Genomic DNA, 25,500 nt, shown 5'->3' with positions numbered 1-25,500 from the left:
GAAACGGTGGTTGCGTGCGTCTCACAACAGGGCGCGGAATCTCTACGGGCCGTACGCGGGCCCTGCACGGAACGGGCCGTACGCGGGCCCTGCACGGACACGCGGGTCCCACAAGGGCGCGCGTGCCCCTCACGGACAGGCGGGCCCCGCACGGACAGGGGCCGCACAGATGACGGACGGGGCGGGAGGGCCGACGGCGCGTGGTGAACTTCGAGCACAGGGGACCGGGACCGGGCAATGCCTTGGGAGCGGGGCAGGCAGGTGACCCGGAGGCGCGGATCGGAGCGGCCAGGGTCGGCCTCTGGCTGATCGCCGCCGTCCTGGCCGTCCGGCAGGTGGCCGACGTCCTGCGCACCCCCAAGGGCGAACGGTTCACCGACCTGGACGCCTGGATCGGTCCCGAGGGCGTCCTGCACGTCAACGGCTCCTTCTACGACGCCGACAAGTTCACCGGGCCGCCCTTCGCGGGCCTCGTCCTCAAGCCGCTCTCGCGCGCGGGCGAACAGGCGCTCGGCTGGGCCTGGACGTTCGGCACGCTCGGCCTCGTCGTCGTGCTCGGCCTCGTCGCGGCCCGCGCCCTGCCGCAGCCCGTCACCCGGCGCACCTCGCTGCTCGCCGCACCCGTGGCGATCAGCCTGCTCATCCTGTCGCTGCCGGTGCGCAACACCCTGCACCTCGGCCAGACCAGCATCCTGCCGGTCCTGCTCGTCCTGCTCGGCCTCTTCGCGGTCCGCGGCGAACGGGCCAGCGGCATCCTGACAGGCATCGGCGTCGCCCTGCAGCCGACCATGCTGCTCTTCGCCGGGCTGCTCTGGTTCACCGGCCGCAAGAAGGCCGCCGCGTCCACCGGCGCGGCCTTCGCCGTCTGCACCGCCCTCACCTGGGCGGCGATGCCGCACGACTCGTGGACGTACTGGATCCACCACTTCGCGGGAGCGGGCCTGGGCGTGGGGCCGGACGCCACCGCCAACCAATCGCTGCACGGCATGCTGCTCCGCTTCGGCCTGGAGGGCCCGCTGGAAACGGGGCTCTTCATCGCCCTGAGCCTGGCCCTCGTCTACGTGGGGCTGCGCCGCGCCGTGCGGTACGCGAAGGACGGGCAGCTGCTCCTGGCCGTCGCGATCACCGGCTGTGTCGTGGTCGCGGTGTCGTCGACGACCTGGCAGCACCAGCTCCTGTGGGTGCTCTTCGCGGTGGTCGGCCGGGTCGGCAAGCGCCGCTCCGACCGCTACATGTGGCCGGTGGCCGTCGTCCTCGTGTCGACGCTGCCCGCCAAGATGATGCTGCCGAACATGCCGGTCACCGAGCCGATCCGGGACAACGTCGTGCTGATCGCGGCGCTCGCCGCGGCCGCCGTCGTGCCGTTCCTCTCCCGGTCGCACCCGCAGTACCGCGGCCCCATCCCCACGGAGTACGCCGAGCCCGTCCCGGCGCGCTGGAGCCGGGTACCGCTCGTGCCGTTCTGGCGGCGCGTCCTGACCCGCCCGAACCTCCTGCTCGAACTGCTCCTGATCCGCGTCGGCTACTCCGCGTACCAGCAGGTCAGGCTCGCGGCGACGGGCGGCACGATCTCCGGCGGCCGGGCCACCGCCGAGCAGCACGGCGAACAGGTCCACTCGATCGAGCAGTTCCTCCACATCGACCTGGAGCGCTGGTTCAACCACCTGACGGCGCGGACCGGGTGGATGGAGGACTTCTTCAACTTCTACTACACGTCGTTCCACTTCGTGGTGCCGCTGACCGTCCTCGGCGTCCTGTACGTCCGTCGGCCCGCCGACTACCGCTGGGCGCGCTCCGCGCTCGGCTTCGCGACGGTCCTCGCGCTCATCGGCTTCTGGGCCTATCCGCTCGCCCCGCCGCGCCTGATGCCGGGCCTCGGCTTCATCGACACCGTGCACGGCGTGCAGGACTTCACACAGCCGGACTACGGCACGCTGACCCAGCTCACCAACCAGTACGCGGCGATGCCCTCGCTGCACTTCGGCTGGTCCCTGTGGTGCGGTCTGGTCATCGCGGTCGTCGCGCCCCGGTGGTGGATGAAGGCGCTGGGCCTGGTCCACCCGTTCTTCACGGTGTCCGCGATCGTGGGCACCGGCAACCACTGGGTGCTCGACGCGGTGGGCGGTGCGGCCGTGGTGGGCGCGGGCTTCGGCCTGACCTATCTGCTCTCCGGGCCCCGGGTGCGCCAACCGCTGAGGGTGGCCACGGGCGCGGAGCCGCTCAGCAAACTGCCGGAGCCGGTCAGCGGCACGCCGCAGGACGACCCCGCGAACGACCGTAGCCGGAGCTGATCTCGTAGGTGCCCGGCGCGGGTACCGAGAGGCGCGTGAACTCGCCGTGCCGCTTCAGGCAGGCGCCCTCCGCCCGGAGCCACGGCGAGTACACGAGGCGCAGGGTCACCGAGCCCCGCTTGGGGACCCGTACCACCACGTTCGACCCGGTGGAGCGCACGACGGCGGCGGGCTCGGAGACCAGCGGCACCGGGTTCTTCACCCGGAAGATCTGCCAGTGCGCGTCGCTCCACACCGGCTCCAGCCACTTCGGACGGCCCGCCACCAGCTCCGCCTCGTCCTCGGCGAAGCCGTCCGGCTTGCCCGAGGGCAGCACCACGTACCCGACGGCCCACTTGTCGAGCCACTTGCGGTAGGTGGCCCCCGAGAACGAGCCGTCGTAGAAGAGGCGGCCGCGCTCGATGTCGAGCTGGCGGTTCCAGCCGCGCGCCATGTTCACGTACGGGGCGAGGGCGGTGGCCTCGCGGTGGTTGCGGGTCGGGACGACCTCGACGCGGGTGCGGTTGGCCTCAAGGCGCTCCAGTTCCCGCACCACGCCGTGGGTGTCGACCGCCCACTTCGGCACCTTCGTGGAGACCGCGAGGTCGTCGACGGTCTTCTGCGTCACCCAGGCCGAGGAGAGCACGAGCGCCACGGTCAGCGCGACCCGGCGCGCCCGGGACAGGCCGGGCACGAGCAGGGCGGCGAGCAGCAGGGCGGGGCCGACCAGCTCCGCGAGCCGTTCGACGTTGGTGCCGATGGGGGATGCGATGAGATACGTGAGGACGGTCCCGACCGCGTAGACGCCGGCGCCCCACCGCAGCACCCGCCACTGGCGCGGCCCCGCCAGGATGAGGGCCAGGCTGAACAGCACGGGTGGGAAGATCCGGTCGAACGGCATCAGGTGCTCGCCGGTGAAGGGGAAGAGCACCGTGGTCACCGCCACGACCACGACGGGCGGCAGGATCAGCGTCGCCGCCCGTGCCCAGTCGCGTACGAAGAAGTAGCCCGCGCCCGCCACGACGAGGAAGAGCCCCGCGACCGGGGAGCCCATGGTGGCGAGCGCCGCGCACACCACCGCGACGATCACGCGCCGCTTCCCCACGAGGGCCAGACAGGCCGCGAGGCCGAAGGCGAGGCCGAGGGCGAACGTCGTGCGCCCGGAGGCCACGTTGCACCAGATCGCGAGGGAGGCGAGGACCGCGGGCCAGAGCGGTCTTCGGATGCCGGTGCGCTCGATCAGGGCGGCGACCAGCCAGGCGCCCGCGACACCGGAGAGCACCGTCACGGTCCGCACGCCGAGCGCGGCCATCAGATACGGCGAGATCAGGCTGTAGTTGGCGGTGTGCATGCCGCCGTACCAGAAGAGGTTGTACGCGGCCGTGCCGTGCTCGGAGGCGAATCTGGCCCAGGCCTCCTGCGCCGCGAGGTCGCCGCCGCCGGTGGCGAGGAACGCCACCCAGACGGCGTACAGCGGAAGGGTGGGGACGGTGGCGAGGAGCGGCACGCGAAAGCGCCGCAGGAACGGGCGGAGGGGAGCGTTCCGGCCGGTGGACGCACTGCCGGGCGGGGAGAGCGAGACATCGGCAGAGACCACGGCCACCGTTTCCGTTCGAGTCCAGGGGAGGCAAGGTTCACTTCTCAGGACGCTACGTGCAACGGAAACGTTGGTTCAGTAAACGTGATTGACCTGATAGGTCGCCTCTGGGCTGGCTGGGCCGCGCCGGGGGGAGGCAGGGGCGCGGGCGTGAGAAGGGCGCCCCTGCCTCCCTGGAGGCGGTCTGGAAGCGGGTCAGCCGGTGCTGACCTGTAGTTCCTTGACGCCGTTGAGCCAGGCGGAGCGGAGCCTGCGCGGGTCGCCGGTCAGGTGCAGGCCGGGCATGGCGTCGGCGACCGCGTTGAAGATGAGGTTGATCTCCAGGACGGCGAGGGACTTGCCGAGGCAGAAGTGCGGGCCGCCGCCGCCGAAGCCGAGGTGCGGGTTCGGGTCGCGGGTGACGTCGAACTTCTCCGGTGATTCGAACACGTCGGGGTCGTGGTTGGCCGAGGAGTAGAAGATGCCGACCCGGTCGCCCTTCTTGATCCGCGCACCCCCGAGCTCGGTGTCCTGCGTGGCCGTGCGCTGGAAGGAGACCACCGGCGTCGCCCACCGCACGATCTCCTCGGCGGTCGTCGCGGGGCGCTCGCGCTTGTAGAGCTCCCACTGGTCCGGATGGGTGAGGAAGGCGTGCATGCCGTGGGTGATGGCGTTCCGGGTGGTCTCGTTGCCGGCGACGGCGAGCAGGATCACGAAGAAGCCGAACTCGTCGGAGGAGAGGTTGCCCTCGTCCTCGGCCGCCACCAGTTGGCTGACGATGTCCTTGGCGGGGCACTCCTTGCGGGCCGCGGCGAGGTTCATCGCGTAGGAGACGATCTCCATCGCGGCCTCGGCGCCGACTTCTTCGGTGATGGCGTACTCCGGATCGTCGTACGCCGCCATCTTGTTGGACCAGTCGAAGATCTTGGAGCGGTCCGCCTGGGGGACGCCGATCAGCTCGGCGATGGCCTGTAGCGGCAGCTCGACGGCGACGTTCGTCACGAAGTCGAAGGAGCCGTCGGGGCCCGCGTTCGCCAGGGCCGTCTCGACGATGGAGGCGGCGCGGGTGCGCAGCGCGTCCTCCAGGGAGCGGATGGCGCGCGGGGTGAAGCCGCGCTGCACGATCTGGCGGACCCGGGTGTGCTCGGGCGGGTCCATGTTCAGCATGATCATCTTCTGGACTTCGATCTGATCACGGGTGATCGTCTCGTTGAAGCGGATGATCGCGGTGTTCAGGTTGGAGGAGTACAACTCGGGGTGCGTGGAAACGTACTTGACGTCCTCGTGCCGCGTGACGGCCCAGTAGCCCGCGTCGTCGTAACCGGATATCCGCGGCGGCTGGGTGACCCAGCGCACCGGTTCCGTCTGCCGCAGCTGTGCGAACTCCGGCAGGGGCACGCGGTCTTGGAGCAGGTCGGGGTCGGTGAAGTCGAACCCGTCGGGCAGCGCTGGACAGGTCATCGGCAACTCCAGGCGTGGGCATGGTTCTGACGGTCCATCAGGGCAGCTCGCTCGAAAGGTAGTAACGGGTTCTACAAGAGGCAAGGCCCGCGGCGGGTCCGGTTGCGTGCGGGTCCTGGGCAAGATGCGTGCAAGACCCTTGCGGGGGCGGGGTTCGGCTCAGCAGACTGCTGCACGGAACTAGAACGCGTACTAGTTCTACCCGCGAGCCGCCGGGACGGCTCGCGGGGCGTGGAGGGAGAGGACGAGCCCATGGCCGCGGAACCCGTCATCGTCGAAGCAGTACGCACGCCCATCGGCAAGCGCGGAGGTGCGCTCGCCAATCTCCACCCCGCCTATCTGCTCGGTGAGACCTATCGCGAACTCCTCGGGCGCACCGGCATCCACGCCGACTGCGTCGAGCAGATCGTCGGTGGCACGGTGACGCACGCCGGGGAGCAGTCCATGAACCCGGCGCGCACCGCCTGGCTCGCGATGGGACTGCCGTACGAGACCGCGGCGACCACCGTCGACTGCCAGTGCGGCTCCTCGCAACAGGCGAGCCACATGGTCGCCAACATGGTCGCGGCCGGGGTCATCGACGTCGGCATCAGCTGCGGCGTCGAGGCGATGTCGCGGGTGCCGCTCGGCTCGGGCTCCAAGCACGGGCCCGGCAAGCCCTTCCCCGACGAGTGGAACGTCGACCTGCCCAACCAGTTCGAGGCCGCCGAGCGCATCGCGCGCAAGCGCGGCCTCACCCGCGAGAACGTCGACTCGCTCGGCCTCATCTCGCAGGAGCGGGCGGCCGTCGCCTGGGCCGAGGAACGCTTCAAGCGCGAGACGTTCGCCGTGCAGGTGCCCACCACGGAGGAGGAGCAGTCCGCGGGGCAGGGCATGTGGCGGCTCGTCGACCGCGACGAAGGGCTGCGCGACACCACGATGGAGGGCCTCGGCCGCCTGAAGCCGGTGATGCCGACCGCCGTGCACACGGCGGGCAACTCCTCGCAGATCTCGGACGGCGCGGCGGCCCTCATGTGGGCGTCCAAGCGGATGGCGCGGGCGCTGAAGCTGAAGCCGCGGGCGCGGATCGTCGCCCAGGCCCTTGTCGGCGCCGATCCGCACTTCCACCTCGACGGGCCGGTCGACGCGACGCGCGCGGTGCTCGGCAAGGCGGGGATGTCCCTGAAGGACATCGACATCGTGGAGATCAACGAGGCGTTCGCGTCCGTGGTGTTGAGCTGGACGCAGGTCTTCGGGCAGGACCTGGAGAAGGTGAACGTGAACGGGGGCGCCATCGCGCTCGGGCATCCCGTGGGGGCGACGGGGGCGCGGTTGATCGCGACCGCGCTGCACGAACTGGAGCGCAGGGACAAGGAGTTCGCGTTGGTGACGATGTGTGCGGGGGGTGCGGTGGCTACGGGGACGATTTTGCAGCGGCTGTAGCGGGGCCGGGGCTCGGTCTGTCACCGGCTTCGCCGAGTTCGTCCCTCAAACGCCGGACGGGCTGGATTGGTGGTCGTAGGTACACCCCCTCGTGGGGGGTCTCTCGGATATCGTCCGCGCGGCCCGCTTCGTAGCGTTTCCGTATGACCACTATGACCAACTCGACTCGCCACCAAGCCCGTTCCGTACGACGAGGAGCCCTCGCCCTCGCCACCCTGATGCTCGGTGGGCTCGTCGCCGCGCCTGCCGTTCAGGCGGCGGAGACGGCGCCGTCCGCTGGGCGGGGGGACCTCCTGCACGTCACGCCCGTCGCCGACCTGAGCCGCGCCGAGGTCGCCGCGTTCCTCGCGGAGGGGAAGTTCGCCACCGGCACCGTGCGGTACGGGGTGACGGCGTACCGCCTCACCTATCGCACCGTCGACGTGCACGGGCAGGCCACCACCGCCACCGGCCTGTTCGTGCTGCCCAAAGTCTCCGGCGGGCGGAGCCTCGGCCTCGTCTCCGACACCCACGGCACCATGGTCCACCGCGACTACGCGCCCTCCGTGGCCGAGGACTCCGGGCGCCTGAGCCCCTACCTCCACGCCGCCGCGGGCAAGGCCGTCGCCGCCCCGGACTACCTCGGGCTCGGCAAGGGCCCCGGCACCCACCCGTACATGGACACGCGCTCGGCGGTGACGGCCTCCGCGGACATGCTGCGGGCGTCGCGCAGCGCGGCGGACCGGCAGGGGCGGGCGCTCTCCGGCGATCTGTACCTCACCGGCTTCTCGCAGGGCGGGCAGGTGGCGATGGCGCTGGCCCGGGAGTTGAAGGGAGGAAAATCCGGGTTCACGACGCGGGCCGTCGCCCCGGTCAGCGGGCCCTACGACCTCTCCGGCGAAGAGATGCCCGCCCTCGACGACGGCCGGGTCAACGGCACTAGCGGCGTCTTCTACCTCTCGTACTTCCTGGTGGCCCAGAACCGGCTGCACCCGATCTACAAGGATCCCTCCGAGGCGTTCCGCGCCCCCTACGCGGACCGGGTGGAGAAGCTCTTCGACGGTCGGCACAGCGAGGAGGAGGTCATCGGCGCGCTCCCCGGATCGGTGAAGGAACTGATCACGCCCTCCTTCTATGAGCGGCTCAAGCACCCTACGGGCGGTCTGAAGGAGACGCTGGCCGCCAATGACGGCTCCTGCGACTGGAAGCCGCGGGCTCCCGTCCGCCTCTACGCGGCCCGCGGCGACACCGACGTGCCCATCGGGAACGCCCGCAGCTGCGCGGCGGACCTCGCCGGGCACGGCGTGCGGGCGCCCGTCATGGACCAGGGCGGCGTGCCGCACATGGAGTCGGTCGCGAAGGCCGCGCCGAAGATCGCCCGGTGGTTCGCCTCGATGCCCTGAGTCGGGCCCGAACGTACGATTCAGTCCGCGCACGCGAAAGAGGCGGCAACCCCTTCTGCAGGGGCTGCCGCCTCTTTCGGTGCTGCGGTGGCCGGTGGCCGGGTGGCCGGGTGGCTGCGGCTCAGTACCAGCCGTTGGCCTGCCAGTGGTTCCAGGCGCCGACCGGGCTGCCGTAGCGCTCGTTCATGTACTTCAGACCCCACTCGATCTGGGTCTCCGGGTTGGTCTTCCAGTCGGCGCCCGCCGAGGCCATCTTCGAGCCGGGCAGGGCCTGGACCAGGCCGTACGCGCCGGACGAGGAGTTGCTCGCGCTCGCGTTCCAGCCGCTCTCGTGCGAGACGATCTTGTCGAACGCGGCGAACTGGGCCGGGTCCGTGATCTTCTTCTTGGCGATCGCCTTGGCGGACGTGGGAGCGGCGGCGTGGGCGGCGGCCGGGGCGGCGGCCTTCGTGGTGGTCGGGGTGGCTGCCTGAGCGGGGGCCGCGGCGAAGACCATGCCGGAAGCGGCGGCGGCGACGAGGCCGCCGGTGATGGCCTTCTTCGGGGAAGCGATGCGGCGGATGAGCGAGGCGGACACAGAGGACCTTCCGGTGGGGGACGGGGCGGCGCGGTGCACGTCGTGGAACGTGGGGGACATGCGGCGGCGCCGCGTCCCTGAGGGGTCGTCGGCGCCTTGCGACTCATCCACAGAAACAGCCGACCCCGGGTGGATGCAATGTCCGTATTTACTAGTGGAAGTCGCATCTGTGACGAACGTCCGTCGTGTGACGTGGCTCTCAATGCGCAGGTCGGAGCGCGTTTTGGTGTGGGCACGCCAAGATGTGGAGCTACGGCCTCGCCTAGTAGAGGACCAAAGACCTGTGGGCCGCCTCACCCCGACGGGACCCCGATGTGACGCTGGGTCGCGGCCCGCCTACGGCTTCGGGGCCTCGAATGTGACGGGCGCCTCGAACGCCGCCCGGCGCGTGGCCCGGCGCAGCGCCTTCAGGACGGCGGGCCCGAGCGCCAGGCTCAGCAGGACCGTGACGACGGCCCGCGGCAGGTCCCAGCCGAGCGAGGTGGCCAGGCAGTACGCGATGAAACGGCCGAGGTTGTCCACGAGGGGGTCGCCCGGCACGAAGGAAACGCCGGTGGCCAGACCGCCGAGGTAGGGCCAGCCCTGCAGATTCATCACCGTGCCGTACAGCACGGAGGACACCGCCCCGTAGGCCGCGAGCAGCCACAGCTCGCGGCGGCCCCGCAGCGTGTCGGGCCCCGGCAGCAGCCCGGCGCCCATGCAGACCCAGCCCATCGACAGCATCTGGAACGGCATCCACGGCCCGACACCGCCGGTGAGCAGCGCCGAAGCGAACATCGACACGGCCCCGAGCACGAACCCGAAACCCGGACCGAGCACCCGCCCGCTCAGCACCATCAGGAAGAACATCGGCTCGATGCCCGCCGTCCCCGCGCCCAGCGGCCGCAGCGCGGCACCCGCCGCGGCGAGCACCCCCAACATCGCGATCGCCTTCGCGTCGAGCCCGACGTCCGCGATGGTCGCCACCACCACGGCGAGCAGCAGCGGAAGCAGCGCCGCGAACAGCCAGGGCGCGTCCTGCGCGTGCTGGGCGAGGCCGGAGTTGCCGCCCGCGAGCAGCGGCCACCCGAAGGCGACCACCCCGACGGCGCTGACCAGCGCGAGCGCGGCGATCGAGCGGCGGCCCAGGCGGATGGGGCGGGCCTGCGCCTTCGCGACGGCCGTCACGACGACTCCTCCCCGCCCGCGTCACCCGCGTCAATGGCCCGCCGCACCTGCGCGACCGTCAGCCACTCCTGCGGCGCAAGGACCTTCGTGACCTGCGGCGCGAAGGACGGCGACGACACCACGATCTCCTCGGTGGGGCCGTCCGCGACGATCTCGCCGTCCGCGAGGATCACCACCCGGTGGGCGATCTCGGCGGCCAGCTCCACGTCGTGCGTGGCAAGGACGATCGCGTGCCCCTCGGCTGCGAGCCCCCGCAGGATCGTGACCAGGCGGGACTTGGCCGCGTAGTCGAGGCCGCGGGTCGGCTCGTCCAGGAGCAGCAGGGGCGGCCGGGCGGTCAGGACGATCGACAGGGCGAGCGCGAGGCGCTGGCCCTCGGAGAGGTCCCGCGGATGCGTGTCGTCCGCGATGCCGGGCAGCAGTTCGCCGACCAGGGCGCGGCACGTCCCGGGCGGCGCGTCCGCGTCATGGTCGGCGGCCACGCACTCGGCGGCCACGGTGTCCGCGTAGAGGAGGTCGCGCGGCTCCTGCGGGACCAGGCCCACGTGCCGGATCAGCCGGCGCGGGGGCGTGCGGTGCGGGACCGCGCCGCCGACGCGGGCCGTGCCCGAGGTGGGTTCGAGCAGGCCGACCAGGGTGGACAGGAGGGTCGACTTCCCGGCGCCGTTGCGGCCCATCAGGGCGACGGTCTCGCCGGGCACGAGGGTCAGGTCGACGCGGCGCAGCGCCTCGACGCGGCCGCGGCGCACGGCGAGGCGTTCGACGGACGCGGACGGTGTCTCCTCGGGCGTACGTTCCTTGCGCAGCCGGGACCGGCGGCCGGGCGTCCGCTCCGCGGCAGGCGCGGCAGGCGCGGCGGCCCCGGTCTCCCGGGGCGGGACCGCGTCGGCGAGCCGCTCGCGCAGCGCGCCCGCCCTGCGCCGCGCGTCGCGCACCGTCAGCGGCAGCGGCGACCAGCCCGCGAGGCGGCCGAGCGCGACCACCGGGGGGAACACGGGGGAGCGGGCCATCAGCGCGGCCGGATCGCCGAGCACCGGCGGCTCGCCGGGCGCGCCGATCAGCAGTACCTGGTCCGCGTACTGCACGACCCGCTCCAGGCGGTGCTCGGCCATCAGGACCGTGGTGCCCAGGTCGTGGACGAGCCGCTGCAGCACGGCGAGGACCTCTTCGGCGGCCGCCGGGTCGAGCGCGGAGGTCGGCTCGTCCAGGACGAGGACCCGCGGATGCGGGGTGAGCACGGAACCGATGGCGACGCGCTGCTGCTGGCCGCCGGAGAGGGTCGCGATGGGGCGTTCGCGCAGGTCCGCGAGGCCGAGCAGGTCGAGGGTCTCCTCGACGCGGCGCCGCATCACGTCCGGGGCGAGGCCCAGCGACTCCATGCCGTACGCGAGCTCGTCCTCGACCGTGTCCGTCACGAAGTGCGAGAGGGGGTCCTGGCCCACCGTGCCGACGACGTCGGCGAGTTCGCGCGGTTTGTGCGTACGGGTGTCGCGGCCCGCCACGGTCACGCGGCCGCGCAACGTGCCCCCGGTGAAGTGCGGCACGAGCCCGCTCACCGTGCCGAGCAGAGTCGACTTGCCGACTCCGGACGGGCCGACCAGCAACACCAGCTCACCCTCGGGCACGGCGAGATCGACCCCGCGCACGGTGGGCGCGGCCGCCCCGTCATAGGTCACCGAGACGTCCTCGAAACGGATCATGAGGTCTCCTCGGGAGGGGTGGGGGAGGCGGCCGTACGCCAGGCCGCGGGGGAGGGCTTCTCCGCGGGGGCGGGCTGATGCGGGCCGGGTCGGCCCGGTGATGTCGGCTCGGGCGGTGTCGGCTCGGGCGGTGTCGGTGCCGCGAACGCCGGGAGCAGGCCGAGCAGGATCGCCGCCGCGGGCCACAGCGGCAGCGCCGGTGCGGTCAGGGGGACGACTCCGGGGTGCAGGGCGGCCGGGTCGGACGACGCGGCCCAGATCATCAGGCCCGCCACCGCCGCCCCGGACCCGGCGACCAGCCAGGCGCGCACGCCCCACGGGTCGGGCCGGTAGCGGGTGCGCACCGAGCGGCGGCCGCCGAGTCGCAGGCCCGTGAGTGCGGCGACGAGGCCGACGGCCAGTACGGGCAGTCCGTAGGTGGCGCCCTGCGCGGTCAGCAGTCCGTACGTTCCGACGCAGACGCCCATCAGGCCCCCGAGCGTCAGCACGGTCGTCGCCCTGCGCACCCCGGCGGGGACGGGAGCCGTGCGGCCGAAGCCGCGCGCGTCCATCGCGGCGGCCAGCGCGACCGACCGCTCAAGGGCGCCTTCCAGCACCGGGAGCCCGACCTGCAGCAGTCCGCGTACGCCCTTGTCGTGGCGCCCGCGGAGTCGCCGGGCGGCCCGCAGCCGCTGCACGTCGGTGATGAGGTTCGGCGCGAAGGTCAGCGCCACGACGACGGCGACCCCGACCTCGTACAGCGCGCCCGGCAGCGACTTGAGCAGCCGCGCCGGGCTGGCCAGCGCGTTCGCGGCGCCGACGCAGATCAGCAGCCCGGCAAGGCGGATGCCGTCGTAGAGCGCGAAGGCCAGGCCCTCGGCGGTGACCCGGCCGCCGATGCGCACACCCTTGGCCCAGTCGGGCAGCGGCACCTCGGGCAGCGTGACGACGGTGTGCGTGCCGGGGATCGGCGAGCCGAGCACGATCGCGAAGACGAGCCGGATCGCGATGACCACGAGCCCCAGTTTCACGAACGCGCCGTACGACTTCGCCCACGGCGCCGAGGTCCGCCGCGCCGCCACCACATAGCCCGCGACGCCGATCAGCAGTCCGATCAGGAGCGGGTTGGTCGTGCGGGACGCGGCGGTGCCGAGGCCGATGGCCCACACCCACCAGGCACCCGGGTGCAGGGCGTTGCTCCGGTGCGCCTCGGGGGCGAGGCGGCGCCGCAGGAGGCCGGGCGCGCCGCTGCCGTGGTCCGTCATCGTGCCGTCCGAGTCCGAGTCTGTGTCTGTGTCCGGCGGCGTCAGCCGCGGCGGCGGCGGGACTGCCAGACCGCCGCACCGCCGAGCAGTGCGACGGCGGCGCCCCCGGCGATCAGGCCGAGTGAGGGACCGCCGTCGTCCTCGGAGTGGTCGGAGCCCGTGTCCGAGGCCGTCTCCTCGCGTGCGCTGCCGTCACCGGCGACCTGTTCGCCGCAGCCCGACTTCGGGTAGCCGTCGATGGCGCAGAGCAGGGCCTTGCTGTCGTAGCGCAGCGGTTTGGCGACGGAGGCGAGGGCCTCGGCGCTGGTGGCGTCCTCGGCGACCCGCGCGCAGGCGGTACGCGGCTTCGGCGGGTTCTCCCCGTCGGGCGCGTCGCCCGACGTGCCGAAGTCGACGACGAGCGCGACGCGCTTGCGGCCGTCCTCGGCCGGGGTGTCCGCGCAGATGTCCTTGAAGTCCGCGGCGCCGCGCGGCTTCGCGGCGTCCTTGGAGTCCTCGGAGACCGCGAACCGGAAGCCCTGCACGGCGCCGTCGTCGGGGCGGGCGGTGCCGGGACCCTGGCTGGCGTACGTCCACGCGCTGCCGTCCCGGTCCCAGAACGACCAGTAGCGGTACCCGGCGGCCTGGGCGGGCGCGGCCACGAGGAGGCCGACGACGGCGGCGACGAGCGCCCCGAGCATCAGCCGATCGCGCTGCCCGCGCCGCCCACGGCCTGGCGTCACAGCTGCTTCTTCTTGCGGTTGCCGCTGTACAGGAAGCCGATGCCGATGCCTGCGACCATGCCGACGCCGATGATCCACCAGACGCTGACGCCGCCGTCGTCGTCCTTCTTCTCGTCACTCTTCGACGCGGATGCGGAGTCCGCCGCGGACTGCGGGGCCGGACCCTGGGCGTTGAGCTGCTTGACGAGGTCGGCGCCGCCGAAGTCGCGGGGGTCCATACCGGCCGCGTTGGCGGCGAAGACCAGCTGGGCGTAGGCGGCGGGGCCGGACTGCTTCGCCCAGGCCGCGGAGTTCTTCGCGAGCCACTTGGCGGACTTCTCGGCCTGCTCCTGCTGCCCGGCGGCGGCGAGGGCGACCACGGCGTCCGCGGTGTTGCCCACGTCCGGCTGGTCGGTGGCGCCCGGCATCGCGGACATCAGGTGGTCCTCGGTCTTGCCGAGGGTGTCGAGGAGGTAGCCGGTGCCGTTGCTCGCGGCCTGTGCGGTGGTGTCCGGCTTCGCGCACTCGGGGGCGCCGGACGCGGCCTTCTTGGCGGGCGCGACGACGAGGCCGCGGCCGAGGCTGCCGAGCACACCGGCGGCGGTGGCGTCGGCGTTCGGCGAGAGCTTGCCGGACTTGGCGTCGGCGAGGCCGAAGGCGCCGCCGTCCTTGCCGCAGTCCATGGCGAGCTTCGGCAGCGCGTCGTAGGCGGACTTGCCGCCCTTGGACTTGGCGGACGCGGGGTTCTCACCGGCCGCGACGAGCGCGCCGATGACGATGCCGGTGGAGTTCGCGTCGGAGGGCATGCCGGGGTTGTAGCCCCAGCCGCCGTCCTTGTTCTGGACCGACTTCAGCCACTGGACGCTCTTGTCCACCGTCTTGTCCTGGCCGCCGAGCGCGGCGAGGGCCTGCACGGCGGCGGCGGTGGAGTTGCTGTCGACGGTGGTCTTGGAGTCGCACGGCTTGGCCGCGTCCGCGCGGAACGGCGCGAAGCCGCCGCTCGCGCACTGCTGCCCGGTCAGCCAGTCGACGGCCTTCGCGGCGGGCTCGACGCCTTCGGTGTGCTGGGCGAGCAGGGCGTACGACTGGCGGAAGACGCCGTCGAACTTGGGGTCCGTCTTGCCGTAGAGGCCCGAGGGGAGCGCGGCCGAGGGCGACGGCGACTTGTCGTCCGCGAAGGCGGCCGGTGCGGTGGCCGAGCCGAACACGGCGACGGCGGCCAGGACCGCTGCGCTGCGACGAACGTTCATGATGGGGCGGGTTGCCTCTCCCTGCGGGGGAGCCGGGCGCCGCGGGCCGTGCGGGCAGCACGGCTTCCGGGCGGCTCCGGCTCCGTATACCTCGACGGTGCCGCTCACCGGGGGGTCCCTGGTGACGCGAGCCGGTCACGTTCCGCACCGGGCATTCCGGCTCTCCGCATGGTCTGGCATACGGATTGGGGCCTCCCCTGCTCGAGCGAAGCCGAGAGCTTGGGGAAGGGTCAGCGCCGGATTCGCACCGGCTTCCCCCTGCGCGGACGTGAGGACGACGTACTCACTCTACCGGCCGGTCCGCGGGCGCCTCGGGTCACACCGCCACGAACGCGAGCGGGTCGCTCCCGGCCACGGCCTCGGCGCGGCCCCGCTTCACCAGGCGCCGCAGATGGGCTTCCGCTTCCGAGACGGCGATGTTGCGCGAGCCGTAGGGGATCTCGGCCCAGGGGCGGTTCCACTCCATGCGCCGCGCGATCTGCCAGGGGGTGCGGGGCTCGGCGAGCAGCGCGCGCAGGCCCGTCAGGCGCTCCTCGTGGTGGGCGAGGAGTTCGCGCACGCGGGCGGGGGCGTCGGTGAACGCGTGCTGGTGGGCGGGGAGGACTTCGGCGGGGGCCAGTCGGCCGACGCGTTCCAGGGAGTCGAGGTAGTCGCCGAGGGGATCTGTCACGGCGTCGTCGTCGGGGTCCTCGTAGAGCCCGATGTGCGGGGTGATGCCGGGCAGCAGGTGGTCCCCGGAGAAGAGGCGGCCGTTGCCGGGCAGGCCCGTCGGGTGGTCCTCCTCCAGGTGCAGGCAGACGTGGCCCGGTGTGTGGCCGGGGGTCCAGATCGCCCGCAGGCGCCGGCCCGGCAGGGCGAGGAGTTCGCCCGGGGCGATGTCGCGGTCGGGCAGGGCGGGGCGCAGGCCGGGCAGGGTGCGGGGCCGCCCTTCGTCGCGGGCCCGGACGAGCGGGGCGACGTGGTCGGCGGGGGCGCCCGCGGCGGTGAGCTTCGCGGCCATGTAGCCGTACCAGCGGTGGGGCAGGTTGGAGAGGGTGCGGCGCACCACGGCCGTGTCCGCCTCGTGCATCGCGATCCACGCGCCGGAGGCCTCGCGGACCGCTCCCGACAGGCCGTGGTGGTCGGGGTGGTGGTGGGTGACGACGACGCCGTGCACGTCCTCGATCGCGGTGCCGCACGCGACGAGCCCGGCGGCGAGGGTCTGCCAGGAGTCGGGGTCGTCCCAGCCGGTGTCGACGAGGACGGGTCCCGCGTCGGTGTCCAGGAGGTGGACGAGGGTGAAGCCGAGGGGGTTGTCGGGGATGGGGACCTTGATGCTCCAGACGCCGCCGCCGTGTTCGAGTACCGGCGGGTCGCTCGGCTGCGTGCCACCCGGTTGCGTGCCGCTTGGCTGCGTGCCGCCCGGTTGCGTGCCGCTTGGCTGCGTGCCGCCCGGTTGCGTGCCGCTCACCTGCGTCATGGGCGCCTCGTCTCTGTCGCTGGTGCCGCCACTATAACTAGAACTGGTTTCAATGGCCGCCCAAGTCAACCGACTGGCGGCCGAGTTGGCCGTTCCTTCCGTGGACTCCTCCAACTAGAACTGGTATCAGTTCTGAAACGGTGTCAGGAAGTGTCAGGAAGCGCTCCGCAGGAGGCAGTCAGCCATGACCGAGCTCGTGGAACACGGACAACTGTTCATCGGCGGGGAGTTGGTGGACCCGCTCGGCAAGGGCGTCATCGACGTCGTCTCCCCGCACACCGGAGAGGTCTTCGCCCGCGTGCCGCACGCGGCGCCCGCCGACGTGGACCGCGCCGTCGCCGCCGCCCGCCGCGCCTTCGAACACGGCCCGTGGCCACGGATGACCCCCGACGAACGCATCGAGATCATCACCAGGATCAAGGACGGCTTCGCGGTACGCCACGAGGAGATCGCCCGCGTCATCAGCTCCGAGAACGGCACCCCCTACACGTCCAGCGTCATGGTGCAGGCCCTCGCCGCGATGATGGCGTGGGACGCGGCCATCACCGTCGCCCGCGACTTCACCTATGAGGAGGAGCGCGACGGGGTCCTCGGCAGGTTGCTCGTCCGGCGCGAACCGGTGGGCGTCGTCGCGGCCGTCGTGCCCTGGAACGTCCCGCAGTTCACCGCCGCCGCCAAGCTCGGCCCCGCGCTGCTCGCGGGCTGCCCGGTGATCCTCAAGACCTCGCCGGAAGCGCCTCTGGACGCGTACATCCTCGCGGAGATCGCCGCCGAGGCCGGGCTCCCGGAAGGGGTGCTCTCGATCATCTGCGCCGACCGCGAGGTCAGCGAGTACCTCGTCGGGCACCCGGACGTCGACAAGGTCTCCTTCACCGGGTCCGTCGCCGCGGGCAAGCGCGTCATGGAGGTCGCGGCCCGCAATCTGACGCGCGTGACCCTGGAGCTCGGCGGCAAGTCGGCCGCCGTGGTCCTGCCGGACGCCGACGCGGCGACCGCGGTCGCGGGCATCACCCCGTTCGCCTGGATGATCAACGGTCAGGCGTGCGTGGCCCAGACCCGCATCCTCCTGCCGCGCAGCCGCTACGACGAGTTCGCCGAGGCCTTCGCCGCGGCCGCCGCCGCACTCAAGGTCGGCGATCCGCTCGACCCCGCCACCGAACTCGGCCCGCTCGTCGCCCAGCGGCAGCAGCAGCGCTCCCTCGACTACATCCGCATCGGCCAGGAGGAGGGCGCCAAGATCCTCGCGGGCGGCGGTCGCCCGGCCGGGATCGACCAGGGGTGGTACGTCGAGCCGACGCTGTTCGGCGGCGTCGACAACTCGATGCGGATCGCCCGCGAGGAGATCTTCGGCCCCGTCATCTGCCTGCTGCCGTACGGCGACGAGAGCGAGGCGGTGAAGATCGCCAACGACTCCGACTACGGGCTCAGCGGCAGCGTCTGGACGGCCGACGTCGAGCGCGGCATCGACATCGCACGGCAGGTGCGCACCGGAACGTACTCCGTGAACACCTTCAGCCTCGACATGCTCGGCCCCTTCGGCGGCTACAAGAACTCCGGCCTCGGGCGGGAGTTCGGCCCCGAGGGGTACGGCGAGTACTTCGAGCACAAGATGATCCACCTCCCGGCGGGCTACCAGGGGAGCGGTGCCTGATGGGTGACCGCTGGCGCGTCGAGGTCGACCGGTCGGTCTGCATCGGCTCGGGAATGTGCGTGCTGACCGCGCCCGGCGGCTTCGAGCTGGACACCGCCCGCCAGTCGCACCCCACCGCGGCCGAGACCGACGCCAACGAGAAGGTCCTCGAGGCCGCGGAGGGCTGCCCGGTGGAGGCGATCACGATCGCGCTGGCCGACGGCGGGGAGGTCGTGTTCCCGCCGGAGGAGTAGCCCACCCCGAACCTTCAACAGGCCTGCGCCCGCGTCCAGTTCACCCCGGTGACGACGCGGGCGTCGCCATATGTCCGGTCCGTCGTTATTCTGGACTCTCGAACATGAGCGAACGTGACTTTACCCATGCGTTCCGCACGGTGTTCCGGTGACACTCGTGACTGTTCCGCCCCTCGGCGTACTGGAAATCTCTCCTCCACGCCGAGCGGGGAAGGGACGCCATGGACAAGCGGTACGAGGTCTACTGTCTGGCCGACAGGCGCTTCTACGAGACCCCGGACCGGCTGTCGTCCAAGGGCACCGAGCGCGCCCCTGAGTATCCGGTGGCCCGCCGCCCCGTTCCCGCGGGCTGGCGCTCGGGGCGCCTCGGCGACTGGCTCGCCCTCGCCCCCGTGGACGACAGCGGAGCCGCGCTCCCCGCCCCCCAGCAGGGCTGGAAGATCCACGTCTCCGCCACCCTGGAGAACGCGGACCACGTCGCGTCGACGGTGTGGGACTACTGCGTGCCGCGCAGCATCCCCTTCAAGTTCGTGCCGGCCAAGCACCTGCTGCACTTGCGCAACAGCAAGTACGCGGGCCGCGACCACAGCGGCAAGGCCGTCACCGTCTACCCGGCCGACGAGACCCAACTGGAGGAAGTCGTCACCGAGTTGGGCGACCTCCTCGACGGGACCGAAGGCCCGTACATCCTCACCGACCTGCGCTGGCGCCAGGGCCCGCTGTACGTCAGGTACGGCGCCTTCACGCGGCGCATGTGCGACAACGGCAAGGGCACCCTCGTGCCCGCCATCGAGGACGGCGAGGGACGGCTCGTGCCCGACCCGCGCGACCCCGCCTTCAAGGTCCCCGAGTGGGTGACCCTGCCCGCCTTCCTCGAACCGGCGCTCAAGGCCCGCAATACGACGACCCTCGGCGACCTGCCGTACCGCATCGAGAAGGCCCTGCACTTCTCCAACGGCGGCGGCGTCTACGCGGGCACCGACACCCGCGACGGCCGCAAGGTCGTCCTCAAGGAAGGCCGCCCGCACGCGGGCCTCGCCTCCGACGGCGCCGACGCCGTGGCCCGGCTCGAACGCGAGAAGGCCGCCCTGGAGAAGCTCTCCGGACTCGGCGTCGCCCCCGAGGTGCGCGACTGGTTCCTCCTCGACGGCCACCGCTTCCTCGTCATGGACTTCCTCGAAGGGGCCACCCTCAACTCGTACTTCGCCCAGCGCCACCCGCTGTTCACCAGCGAGCCGGACCCCGCCGACATATCCGAGTACACGTCCTGGGCGCTGCGCATGCACCGCTTTGTCGAAGAGGCCGTCGCCGCCGTGCACGGACGCGGCGTCGTCTTCAACGACCTGCACCTCTTCAACATCATGGTCGACCCCGACGAGCAGTCCGTCTCCCTCCTCGACTTCGAGGCGGCGACGGCCGTGGGCGACGGGGGGCGCCAGATCGTCGCCCACCCCGGGTTCCTCGCACCGCCGGACCGCACCGGCACCGGCGTCGACCGCTACGCCCTCGCGTGTCTGCGGCTCGCCCTCTTCCTGCCCATCACCTCGCTGCTCTCCATCGACCGCGGCAAGGCGGCCCACTTCGCCGAGATCATCGCGGCCGAATTCCCCGACGTACCGGCGGAGTTCCTGGCCGAAGCGGTGGCCGAGATCGAGCACGGCGGGCAGGCCGGGCAGGCCGGGCAGGCCGGGCAGGTCGGCGCCGCCCGTACGACCGGGAAGGCCGCACCTCTGGTCGACCCCGCCGACTGGCCGTACAGCAGGGACTCGATGGTCAAGGCCATCCTCGCCTCGGCCACCCCCGACCGCGACGACCGGCTCTTCCCGGGCGACATCGCCCAGTTCTCCGAAGGCGGCGGGCTCGGCCTCGCGCACGGCGCGGCCGGTGTGCTGCTCGCCCTCGCCGAGAGCGGCGCCGAACGGTACGAGGAAGGCGAGCGCTGGCTCCTCGACCACGCGGCGCCCGCCCCGACCGGCACCCCGCTCGGCCTCCACGACGGCCTCGCCGGAGTTGCCCACGTACTCGACCGGCTCGGCCACCGCGCCCGCGCCCTCGACCTCATGGCCCTCGTCCTCAAGGAGAACTGGCAGCGGCTCCCCTCCGACCTGTACGGCGGCCTGGCCGGACTCGGCCTCGCCCTCGACGCCCTCGCGCACAGCACGGGCGAGAGCGCCCTGGCCCGCCACGCGGAGCACGCCGCGGAACTGCTCGCCGAGCGCCTCACCGCACAGGACGCCGACAGCACCCCGAAGATCGGACGGCGCCGGGCCGGCCTGCTGCGCGGCGCCACCGGACCCGCCCTGCTCTTCCTGCGCCTGTACGAACGCGGCGGCGACCCCGCACACCTCGACCTCGCGGCCCACGCCCTGCGCACGGACCTCGCCCAGTGCGTGACCCAGCCGCGGGACGGCAGCCTCGCCGTGAACGAGGGCTGGCGCACCATGCCCTACCTCGGCGAAGGCAGCGTCGGCATCGGCATGGTCATCGACGACTACCTCGCCCACCGGGACGACGCCGCCTTCGAGGCCGTACGGCCGGGCATCCTGGCCGCCGCACGCGCCCGCTTCTGCGTGCAGCCCGGCCTCTTCCAGGGCCGCGCCGGACTGCTGCTGCACGTCAACCGCAGCACCACGCCCGGCATCACGCCCGAGGACGTCGCCGCGCAGATCGAGGAACTCGGCTGGTTCACCATGGCGTACGCGGGCCGGCTCGCCTTCCCGGGGAACCAGATGCTGCGCCTGTCCATGGATCTCCACACCGGGACGGCCGGCTGTCTCCTCGCACTCGCCGGAGCACTCGGCGAGAGCGGAGCGCACGTCCCCTTCCTGCCGCCACTGCGGCAGCCCCATACCCGGTTCCGCGACCCAGCGGGATCGTGACACCACCCACAGGGAAGAACAAATCCCCATAGAGAGAGGGAATTCTCATGGCGCTTCTCGACCTGCAGAGCATGGAGTCCGACGAGCTGACCGGTGGCGGCGGCGGTGGTGGTGGCGGCAGCCTCGCCAGCCTGCTGCTCTGCTGGAGCCAGGCCAGTGTCGTGCTCTGCCTCTGATCGCCGCTGACTGACCGCATGTGAAAGCGGCACGGCACTGAGGGCTCGGGCGGTCCCGCAAGGGGCCGTCCGGGCCCTCAGTGGCCCCGCCGACACGGGGGCTGCGAGACCTACGCACACGACGAGGCGACGGAGACCCGCACCGCATGGCGACGACGACCCCCCGTCCGCACCAACCGACCACCGGCACCCGCCTGTTGGGCGAAGCCACCCGGTACAGCGCCGCCCGCTGCGCGGTCCTTGCCCTGTGCGCCGTCGCGGGCTCGGGCGCGACCCTGTTCCTGCCGTACGCGATCGGCCACGCCCTGGACGCCGTCCTGACCGGCCACCTCACCGGCCGCGACGACCCCGACGCCACCCGCTGGATCCTGGTGTGCGCGGCACTGATCGCCGCGAGCGCACTCCTCGACGCCATCGACGGCGTCCTCACCGGCACCACCAACGCCCGCACCACGGCCTGGCTGCGCGGCCGCGTCCTACGCCACGCACTGGCCGTCGGCCCCCGCACCACCGCCCGCTTCGCCCCCGGCGACCTGGTGGCCCGCCTCATCGACAACGCGGCACACGCGGGCATCGCGCCCGCCACCTTCGCCGCCCTCCTCGCCGCCCTGGTCACCCCGGTGGGCGCCGTGGTCGCCCTCGCCGTCGTCGACATCCGCCTCGCCGTGGTGTTCCTCGTCGGAGGCCCCGTCCTCTTCCTGCTGCTCAGGGCGTTCGTCCGCGTCTCGTCCGACTGCGTGGCGCGCTACCAGAAGGTCCAGGGAGACATCGCGGGCCGCCTCGACGAGGCGATCGGCGGGGCACGCACCATCGCCGCCGCGCACACCGAGGACAAGGAGGCGGCACGCGTCCTGGAGCCGCTGCCCGAACTCGGCCGCCAGGGCCACCGGATGTGGCGGGTCCAGGGCCGCTCCCAGGCGCAGGCCGTCGCCGTCGCCCCGCTCCTGCAGATCGCGGTCGCCGCCGTGGCGGGCCACCTGGTGCTCCACCACCGCATCAGCATCGGCGACCTCCTCGCCGCGTCCCGGTACGCGGTGCTCGCCACCGGCGTCGGCATGCTCGTCGGACAGCTGGGCGGCCTGGTCCGGGCGAGGGCCGCGGCGGGACGCCTGCGCGAGGTGCTCGCGGAGCCCGCGACCGCGTACGGCACGGCGCGGCTCCCGGACGGCGGAGGCCTGCTGGAGCTGCGCGGGGTCAGGGCCGCCCGCGGCGGCCGCGCCGTCCTCGACGGCGTCGACCTCACCGTGCCCGCGGGCACCACGGTCGCCGTCGTGGGCCGCTCCGGCGCGGGCAAATCGCTCCTTGCCTCCCTCGCGGGGCGGCTCGCCGACCCCGACGAAGGAGTCGTACGCCTCGACGGCACAGCGCTGGACACCCTCAGCCGCGCCGAGCTGCGCCGAGAGGTCGGCTACGCCTTCGAGCGGCCCGCGCTGCTCGGCGACACCCTGCGGGACACCATCGGCTTCGGAGCCCCGCGCCCGGCCCCCGACCGCGTCCGCGACGCGGCCCGCGCCGCCCGCGCCGATACCTTCGTCACCCGGCTCCCCGACGGCTACGCCACGCCCTGCGCCGAGGCGCCCCTCTCCGGAGGTGAGGCCCAACGGCTCGGCCTGGCAAGGGCGTTCGCCCGTGGCGGGCGGCTCCTGATCCTCGACGACGCGATGTCGAGCCTCGACACGGTGACCGAACACCACATCGCCGAGGCCCTGCTCCGCCACACCCCGCACCGCAGCCGCCTGATCATCGCCCACCGCGCGGCGACGGCGGCCCGCGCGGACGCCGTGGCCTGGCTGCACGACGGCCGGATCCGGGCGGTCGGCACCCATGCGGAGCTGTGGCAACGGCCCGAGTACCGGGAGGTGTTCGGCGCATGAGGCCCTCGTCCGCCTCGTCCGCCTCGTCCGCCTCGTCCGCCTCGTCCGCCGACCAGGCGGCCCCGCGCGGGCCGTACCGCCGCGGTCTGCGGTTCCTGTGGCGCAGGTGGCCGGTGGTGGCGCGGCTCGCCATCTGGTCCGTCCTGGAGACCGGCCAGACGTTCCTCACCGGGTACGCGCTCGCGCACGCCCTGGACGACGGGTTCCTCGACGGGAACGAGGCGACCGGCCTCGGCTGGCTCGGCGCCGCCGCGCTCGGCGTGGTGATCGCCGCGTACGGCACCGGGCAGGTGTACCGCGCGGTCGCCGACCTGGTGGAGCCGTTGCGGGACACCCTGGTGCGCCAGGTCGTCGGCCGGGGGCTGCGGGAGGCGGACGGGGCCGCCGTGTCCCGGCTCACCCAGCAGGTCGAGATCGCCAGGGACACCTTCGCGGGCCTGGTGATGGTCTCCCGCTCCTTCGTCTTCACGGCGGTGGGCGCGCTGATCGGTCTCTTCTCGCTGGACCCGCTCCTGCTCCTGGTGGTCGCGCCGCCGCTGCTCGCGGGCATCGGCCTGTTCGTGGCGACGCTGCGCCCGCTGGCCCGGCGGCAGGAGGAGTTCCTGGTCGCCGACGAGCGCCTCGCGGGCCAACTGGGCGTGGTCTGCCCGGGGTTGCGGGACGTCGCGGCGGCCGGTGCGGAGGAGGGCGTGGCCGAGGACCTGGACCGGGACGTCGCCCGGGAGTACGCGACGGCGGGCGCTCTCGCCCGCTGGGGCATCCTGCGCACGGCGGCCCTCGCCGTCGGCGGCCAGCTCCCGCTCGTCCTGCTCCTCGCCACGGCTCCCTGGCTGCTCGACCGCGGAGTGACGCCGGGCGCGCTGGTGGGAGCCCTCGCCTATGTCACCCAGGCGCTCCTGCCCGCCCTGCACAATCTGGTCCACGGCCTGGGCGCGAGCGGCTCCCGCCTGGCGATCGTCCTGCGCCGCCTGACGTGGGACCCGCCGGCGGTGAGCCCGGACGCCGGGGAAGGGGCGGCGGCCGAAGGCGGCACCGCCACCGAGGCCCCGGCCCCCGTCGCCGCCCTGGACCTCTCCTCCCTCACCTTCGCCTACGGCCCCCACGCCGAGCCCGTCCTGCGCGATCTGGGGCTCACCGTCGCGCCGGGCGAGCACCTCGCCGTCGTCGGACCCAGCGGCATCGGGAAGTCGACGTTGGCCGGAATCGTCGCAGGGCTCCTCGCACCGGACGCCGGAGACGTGCGGGTCGGCGGGCTGCCCGTGCGGGGCGAGGAGGCTGTGGGGCGGCGGGTGCTCATCCCGCAGGAGGCGTACGTCTTCACCGGGACGCTCCGCGACAATCTGCGGTACCTGCGGGCGGACGCCGTGCCCGAACGGGAGCTGCTCGCCGCCGCGGAAGCCGTCGGCCTGGCCCCGCTCGCCGAGCGGCTCGGCGGCCTCGACGCCTCGCTCGTACCCGCCGAACTGTCAGCGGGAGAGCGGCAGTTGATAGCGCTGACGCGCGCCTATCTGTCGGCCGCTCCGCTGGCGGTCCTCGACGAGGCGACCTGTCATCTCGACCCGGTCGCGGAGTCGCGCGCCGAGCGGGCCTTCGCGGCCCGTCCCGGCGGCACCCTGGTGGTGATCGCCCACCGCATCAGCTCGGCCCGCCGCGCCGACCGCATCCTGGTGATGGACGGAGCACATGCCCTGTGCGGGCGGCACGACGAGCTGCTGGAGCGTTCGCCTCTCTATCGGGACCTCAACGGCGCGGGCGACTGGGGGGAGGAGAGCGCCACCTCACACCCACCCCTCGCCCTGCGAGATCCGTATCGCGTCGATCCTGTTCCGCGCCCCGGTCTTCCGGGTGATCGCGGCCATGTAGTTGCGCACCGTTCCGTTGGACAGATGGAGGCTGCTCGCGATCTCGGCGACCGAGGCGCCCCCGGCGGCGAGTGACAGCACGCTCAACTCCCGTCGGGTGAGCGGCATCTGCGCCGCCTTGAGGAAGCCGAAGCCCAGCGATTCGTCGACGAACCGCTGACCGGCCGCCACCTGTCGTATCCCGGCGAGCAGCCGTTCCGGCGGGCTCGCCTTGTTCACATAGCCGAGTGCGTCCGCCTCCGCCGCCCGCCGCAGCTGGCCGGGGCGGTTGGCGGTGGCAAGCACCAGAACTCGGCAACCCCTCCCCAGTGCCGAGGGCCCGGTCAGTTCGCCGAGCGGGTTGTGCGCATAGGTCACCTCGTCGTCGAGGTCGACCACGCACAGGTCCGGCCGCACGCTGCGTTGACGGCCGCGCGCGTGTGACCACGGCGCGTGGAACACCTCCAGATCCGGCTCGCGGGCCAATTGCTCCGCCAGAGCCATTCGCAGTAGACAGGCGTCGTGCACGAGAAGGACCCGGATCACGCTCTTGCCCCTCCAGCTCCCCGCTCCGGTTGCTCCGTTCAAGCACGCAGAACATTCATAGCGGTGAGTACCCCCGTCGTGACGCAGAGAA

18 protein-coding genes and 1 pseudogene are annotated in these 25,500 nt (G+C 72.7%); 9 read left to right on the top strand and 10 right to left on the bottom strand.

Going from position 1 to position 25,500, the window contains the following annotated elements:
* The first annotated feature begins 242 nt into the window (after positions 1 to 242).
* Complete coding sequence (locus tag ABZ953_RS01115; RefSeq protein WP_361714643.1) at positions 243 to 2,291, top strand: bifunctional glycosyltransferase 87/phosphatase PAP2 family protein; 2,049 nt, start codon at positions 243 to 245, stop codon at positions 2,289 to 2,291.
* Here the strand turns inward: ABZ953_RS01115 and ABZ953_RS01110 are convergent.
* Entirely contained in the window at positions 2,242 to 3,873 is a 1,632-nt protein-coding gene (locus ABZ953_RS01110) for a hypothetical protein (RefSeq protein ID WP_361714640.1), read from the bottom strand. The two genes, ABZ953_RS01115 and ABZ953_RS01110, sit on opposite strands and share 50 nt — an antisense overlap.
* Positions 3,874 to 4,062: 189 nt before the next feature.
* A complete protein-coding gene (locus ABZ953_RS01105; protein WP_361714637.1) occupies positions 4,063 to 5,307 on the bottom strand; it encodes a cytochrome P450 in 1,245 nt (414 codons plus the stop codon).
* A gap of 252 nt (positions 5,308 to 5,559) precedes the next feature.
* On the opposite strand from ABZ953_RS01105, the gene ABZ953_RS01100 reads away from it, so the two are divergent.
* Both ABZ953_RS01100 and ABZ953_RS01095 read left to right on the top strand, forming a co-directional pair.
* On the top strand, positions 5,560 to 6,729 hold the full coding sequence (locus ABZ953_RS01100; protein WP_361714634.1) for a steroid 3-ketoacyl-CoA thiolase: 1,170 nt from the start codon (positions 5,560 to 5,562) through the stop codon (positions 6,727 to 6,729).
* Between the two features lie 152 nt (positions 6,730 to 6,881).
* Positions 6,882 to 8,111, top strand: a complete 1,230-nt coding sequence (locus tag ABZ953_RS01095; RefSeq protein ID WP_361715610.1) for an alpha/beta hydrolase — start codon at positions 6,882 to 6,884, stop codon at positions 8,109 to 8,111.
* 121 nt (positions 8,112 to 8,232) lie between these two features.
* Here ABZ953_RS01095 and ABZ953_RS01090 read toward each other — a convergent pair whose 3' ends face one another.
* From ABZ953_RS01090 to ABZ953_RS01060, 7 genes are all read right to left on the bottom strand, one after another.
* On the bottom strand, positions 8,233 to 8,748 hold the full coding sequence (locus tag ABZ953_RS01090) for a transglycosylase SLT domain-containing protein (RefSeq protein WP_361715607.1): 516 nt from the start codon (positions 8,746 to 8,748) through the stop codon (positions 8,233 to 8,235).
* A gap of 276 nt (positions 8,749 to 9,024) precedes the next feature.
* Entirely contained in the window at positions 9,025 to 9,855 is an 831-nt protein-coding gene (locus ABZ953_RS01085; RefSeq protein WP_361714631.1) for an ECF transporter S component, read from the bottom strand.
* The gene (locus tag ABZ953_RS01080; protein WP_361714628.1) at positions 9,852 to 11,555 is read right to left on the bottom strand and encodes an ATP-binding cassette domain-containing protein; all 1,704 of its coding nucleotides are present in this window, start codon (positions 11,553 to 11,555) and stop codon (positions 9,852 to 9,854) included. The genes ABZ953_RS01085 and ABZ953_RS01080 overlap by 4 nt, the downstream gene beginning before the upstream one ends.
* Positions 11,552 to 12,799 carry an energy-coupling factor transporter transmembrane component T gene (locus ABZ953_RS01075; protein WP_361714625.1) on the bottom strand — a complete coding sequence of 416 codons (1,248 nt, stop codon included), beginning with the start codon at positions 12,797 to 12,799 and terminating at the stop codon, positions 11,552 to 11,554. The genes ABZ953_RS01080 and ABZ953_RS01075 overlap by 4 nt, the downstream gene beginning before the upstream one ends.
* A gap of 41 nt (positions 12,800 to 12,840) precedes the next feature.
* Entirely contained in the window at positions 12,841 to 13,479 is a 639-nt protein-coding gene (locus tag ABZ953_RS01070; protein WP_361715604.1) for an SCO2322 family protein, read from the bottom strand.
* Between the two features lie 38 nt (positions 13,480 to 13,517).
* On the bottom strand, positions 13,518 to 14,750 hold the full coding sequence (locus tag ABZ953_RS01065; protein WP_361714622.1) for a prenyltransferase/squalene oxidase repeat-containing protein: 1,233 nt from the start codon (positions 14,748 to 14,750) through the stop codon (positions 13,518 to 13,520).
* 316 nt (positions 14,751 to 15,066) lie between these two features.
* Positions 15,067 to 16,209, bottom strand: a complete 1,143-nt coding sequence (locus tag ABZ953_RS01060) for an MBL fold metallo-hydrolase (RefSeq protein WP_361714619.1) — start codon at positions 16,207 to 16,209, stop codon at positions 15,067 to 15,069.
* A 184-nt stretch (positions 16,210 to 16,393) separates the two neighbouring features.
* On the opposite strand from ABZ953_RS01060, the gene ABZ953_RS01055 reads away from it, so the two are divergent.
* From ABZ953_RS01055 to ABZ953_RS01030, 6 genes are all read left to right on the top strand, one after another.
* A complete protein-coding gene (locus tag ABZ953_RS01055; protein WP_361714616.1) occupies positions 16,394 to 17,860 on the top strand; it encodes an aldehyde dehydrogenase in 1,467 nt (488 codons plus the stop codon).
* Positions 17,860 to 18,093: a ferredoxin gene (locus ABZ953_RS01050; RefSeq protein ID WP_361714613.1), complete on the top strand. Its 234-nt coding sequence runs from the start codon at positions 17,860 to 17,862 to the stop codon at positions 18,091 to 18,093. The genes ABZ953_RS01055 and ABZ953_RS01050 overlap by 1 nt, the downstream gene beginning before the upstream one ends.
* Before the next feature lie 221 nt (positions 18,094 to 18,314).
* A complete protein-coding gene (gene lanKC, locus ABZ953_RS01045; RefSeq protein ID WP_361714610.1) occupies positions 18,315 to 20,972 on the top strand; it encodes a class III lanthionine synthetase LanKC in 2,658 nt (885 codons plus the stop codon).
* Between the two features lie 47 nt (positions 20,973 to 21,019).
* On the top strand, positions 21,020 to 21,148 hold the full coding sequence (locus ABZ953_RS01040) for a SapB/AmfS family lanthipeptide (protein WP_361714607.1): 129 nt from the start codon (positions 21,020 to 21,022) through the stop codon (positions 21,146 to 21,148).
* A gap of 146 nt (positions 21,149 to 21,294) precedes the next feature.
* Positions 21,295 to 23,022, top strand: a complete 1,728-nt coding sequence (locus ABZ953_RS01035) for an ABC transporter ATP-binding protein (RefSeq protein WP_361714604.1) — start codon at positions 21,295 to 21,297, stop codon at positions 23,020 to 23,022.
* Positions 23,019 to 24,959, top strand: a complete 1,941-nt coding sequence (locus ABZ953_RS01030) for an ABC transporter ATP-binding protein (RefSeq protein ID WP_361714602.1) — start codon at positions 23,019 to 23,021, stop codon at positions 24,957 to 24,959. The genes ABZ953_RS01035 and ABZ953_RS01030 overlap by 4 nt, the downstream gene beginning before the upstream one ends.
* Here ABZ953_RS01030 and ABZ953_RS01025 read toward each other — a convergent pair.
* A pseudogene (locus tag ABZ953_RS01025) lies at positions 24,885 to 25,367 on the bottom strand (response regulator transcription factor); the annotation flags it as partial. The gene ABZ953_RS01030 and the pseudogene ABZ953_RS01025 overlap by 75 nt on opposite strands.
* Between the last annotated feature and the right edge of the window lie 133 nt (positions 25,368 to 25,500).

Source organism: Streptomyces sp. NPDC046465 (assembly GCF_040646035.1).
In the GTDB taxonomy this organism is placed as follows: Bacteria; Actinomycetota; Actinomycetes; order Streptomycetales; family Streptomycetaceae; genus Streptomyces.
Note: the sequence above shows the minus strand (reverse complement) of the source record. Positions and strands in the feature narration are given on the sequence as shown.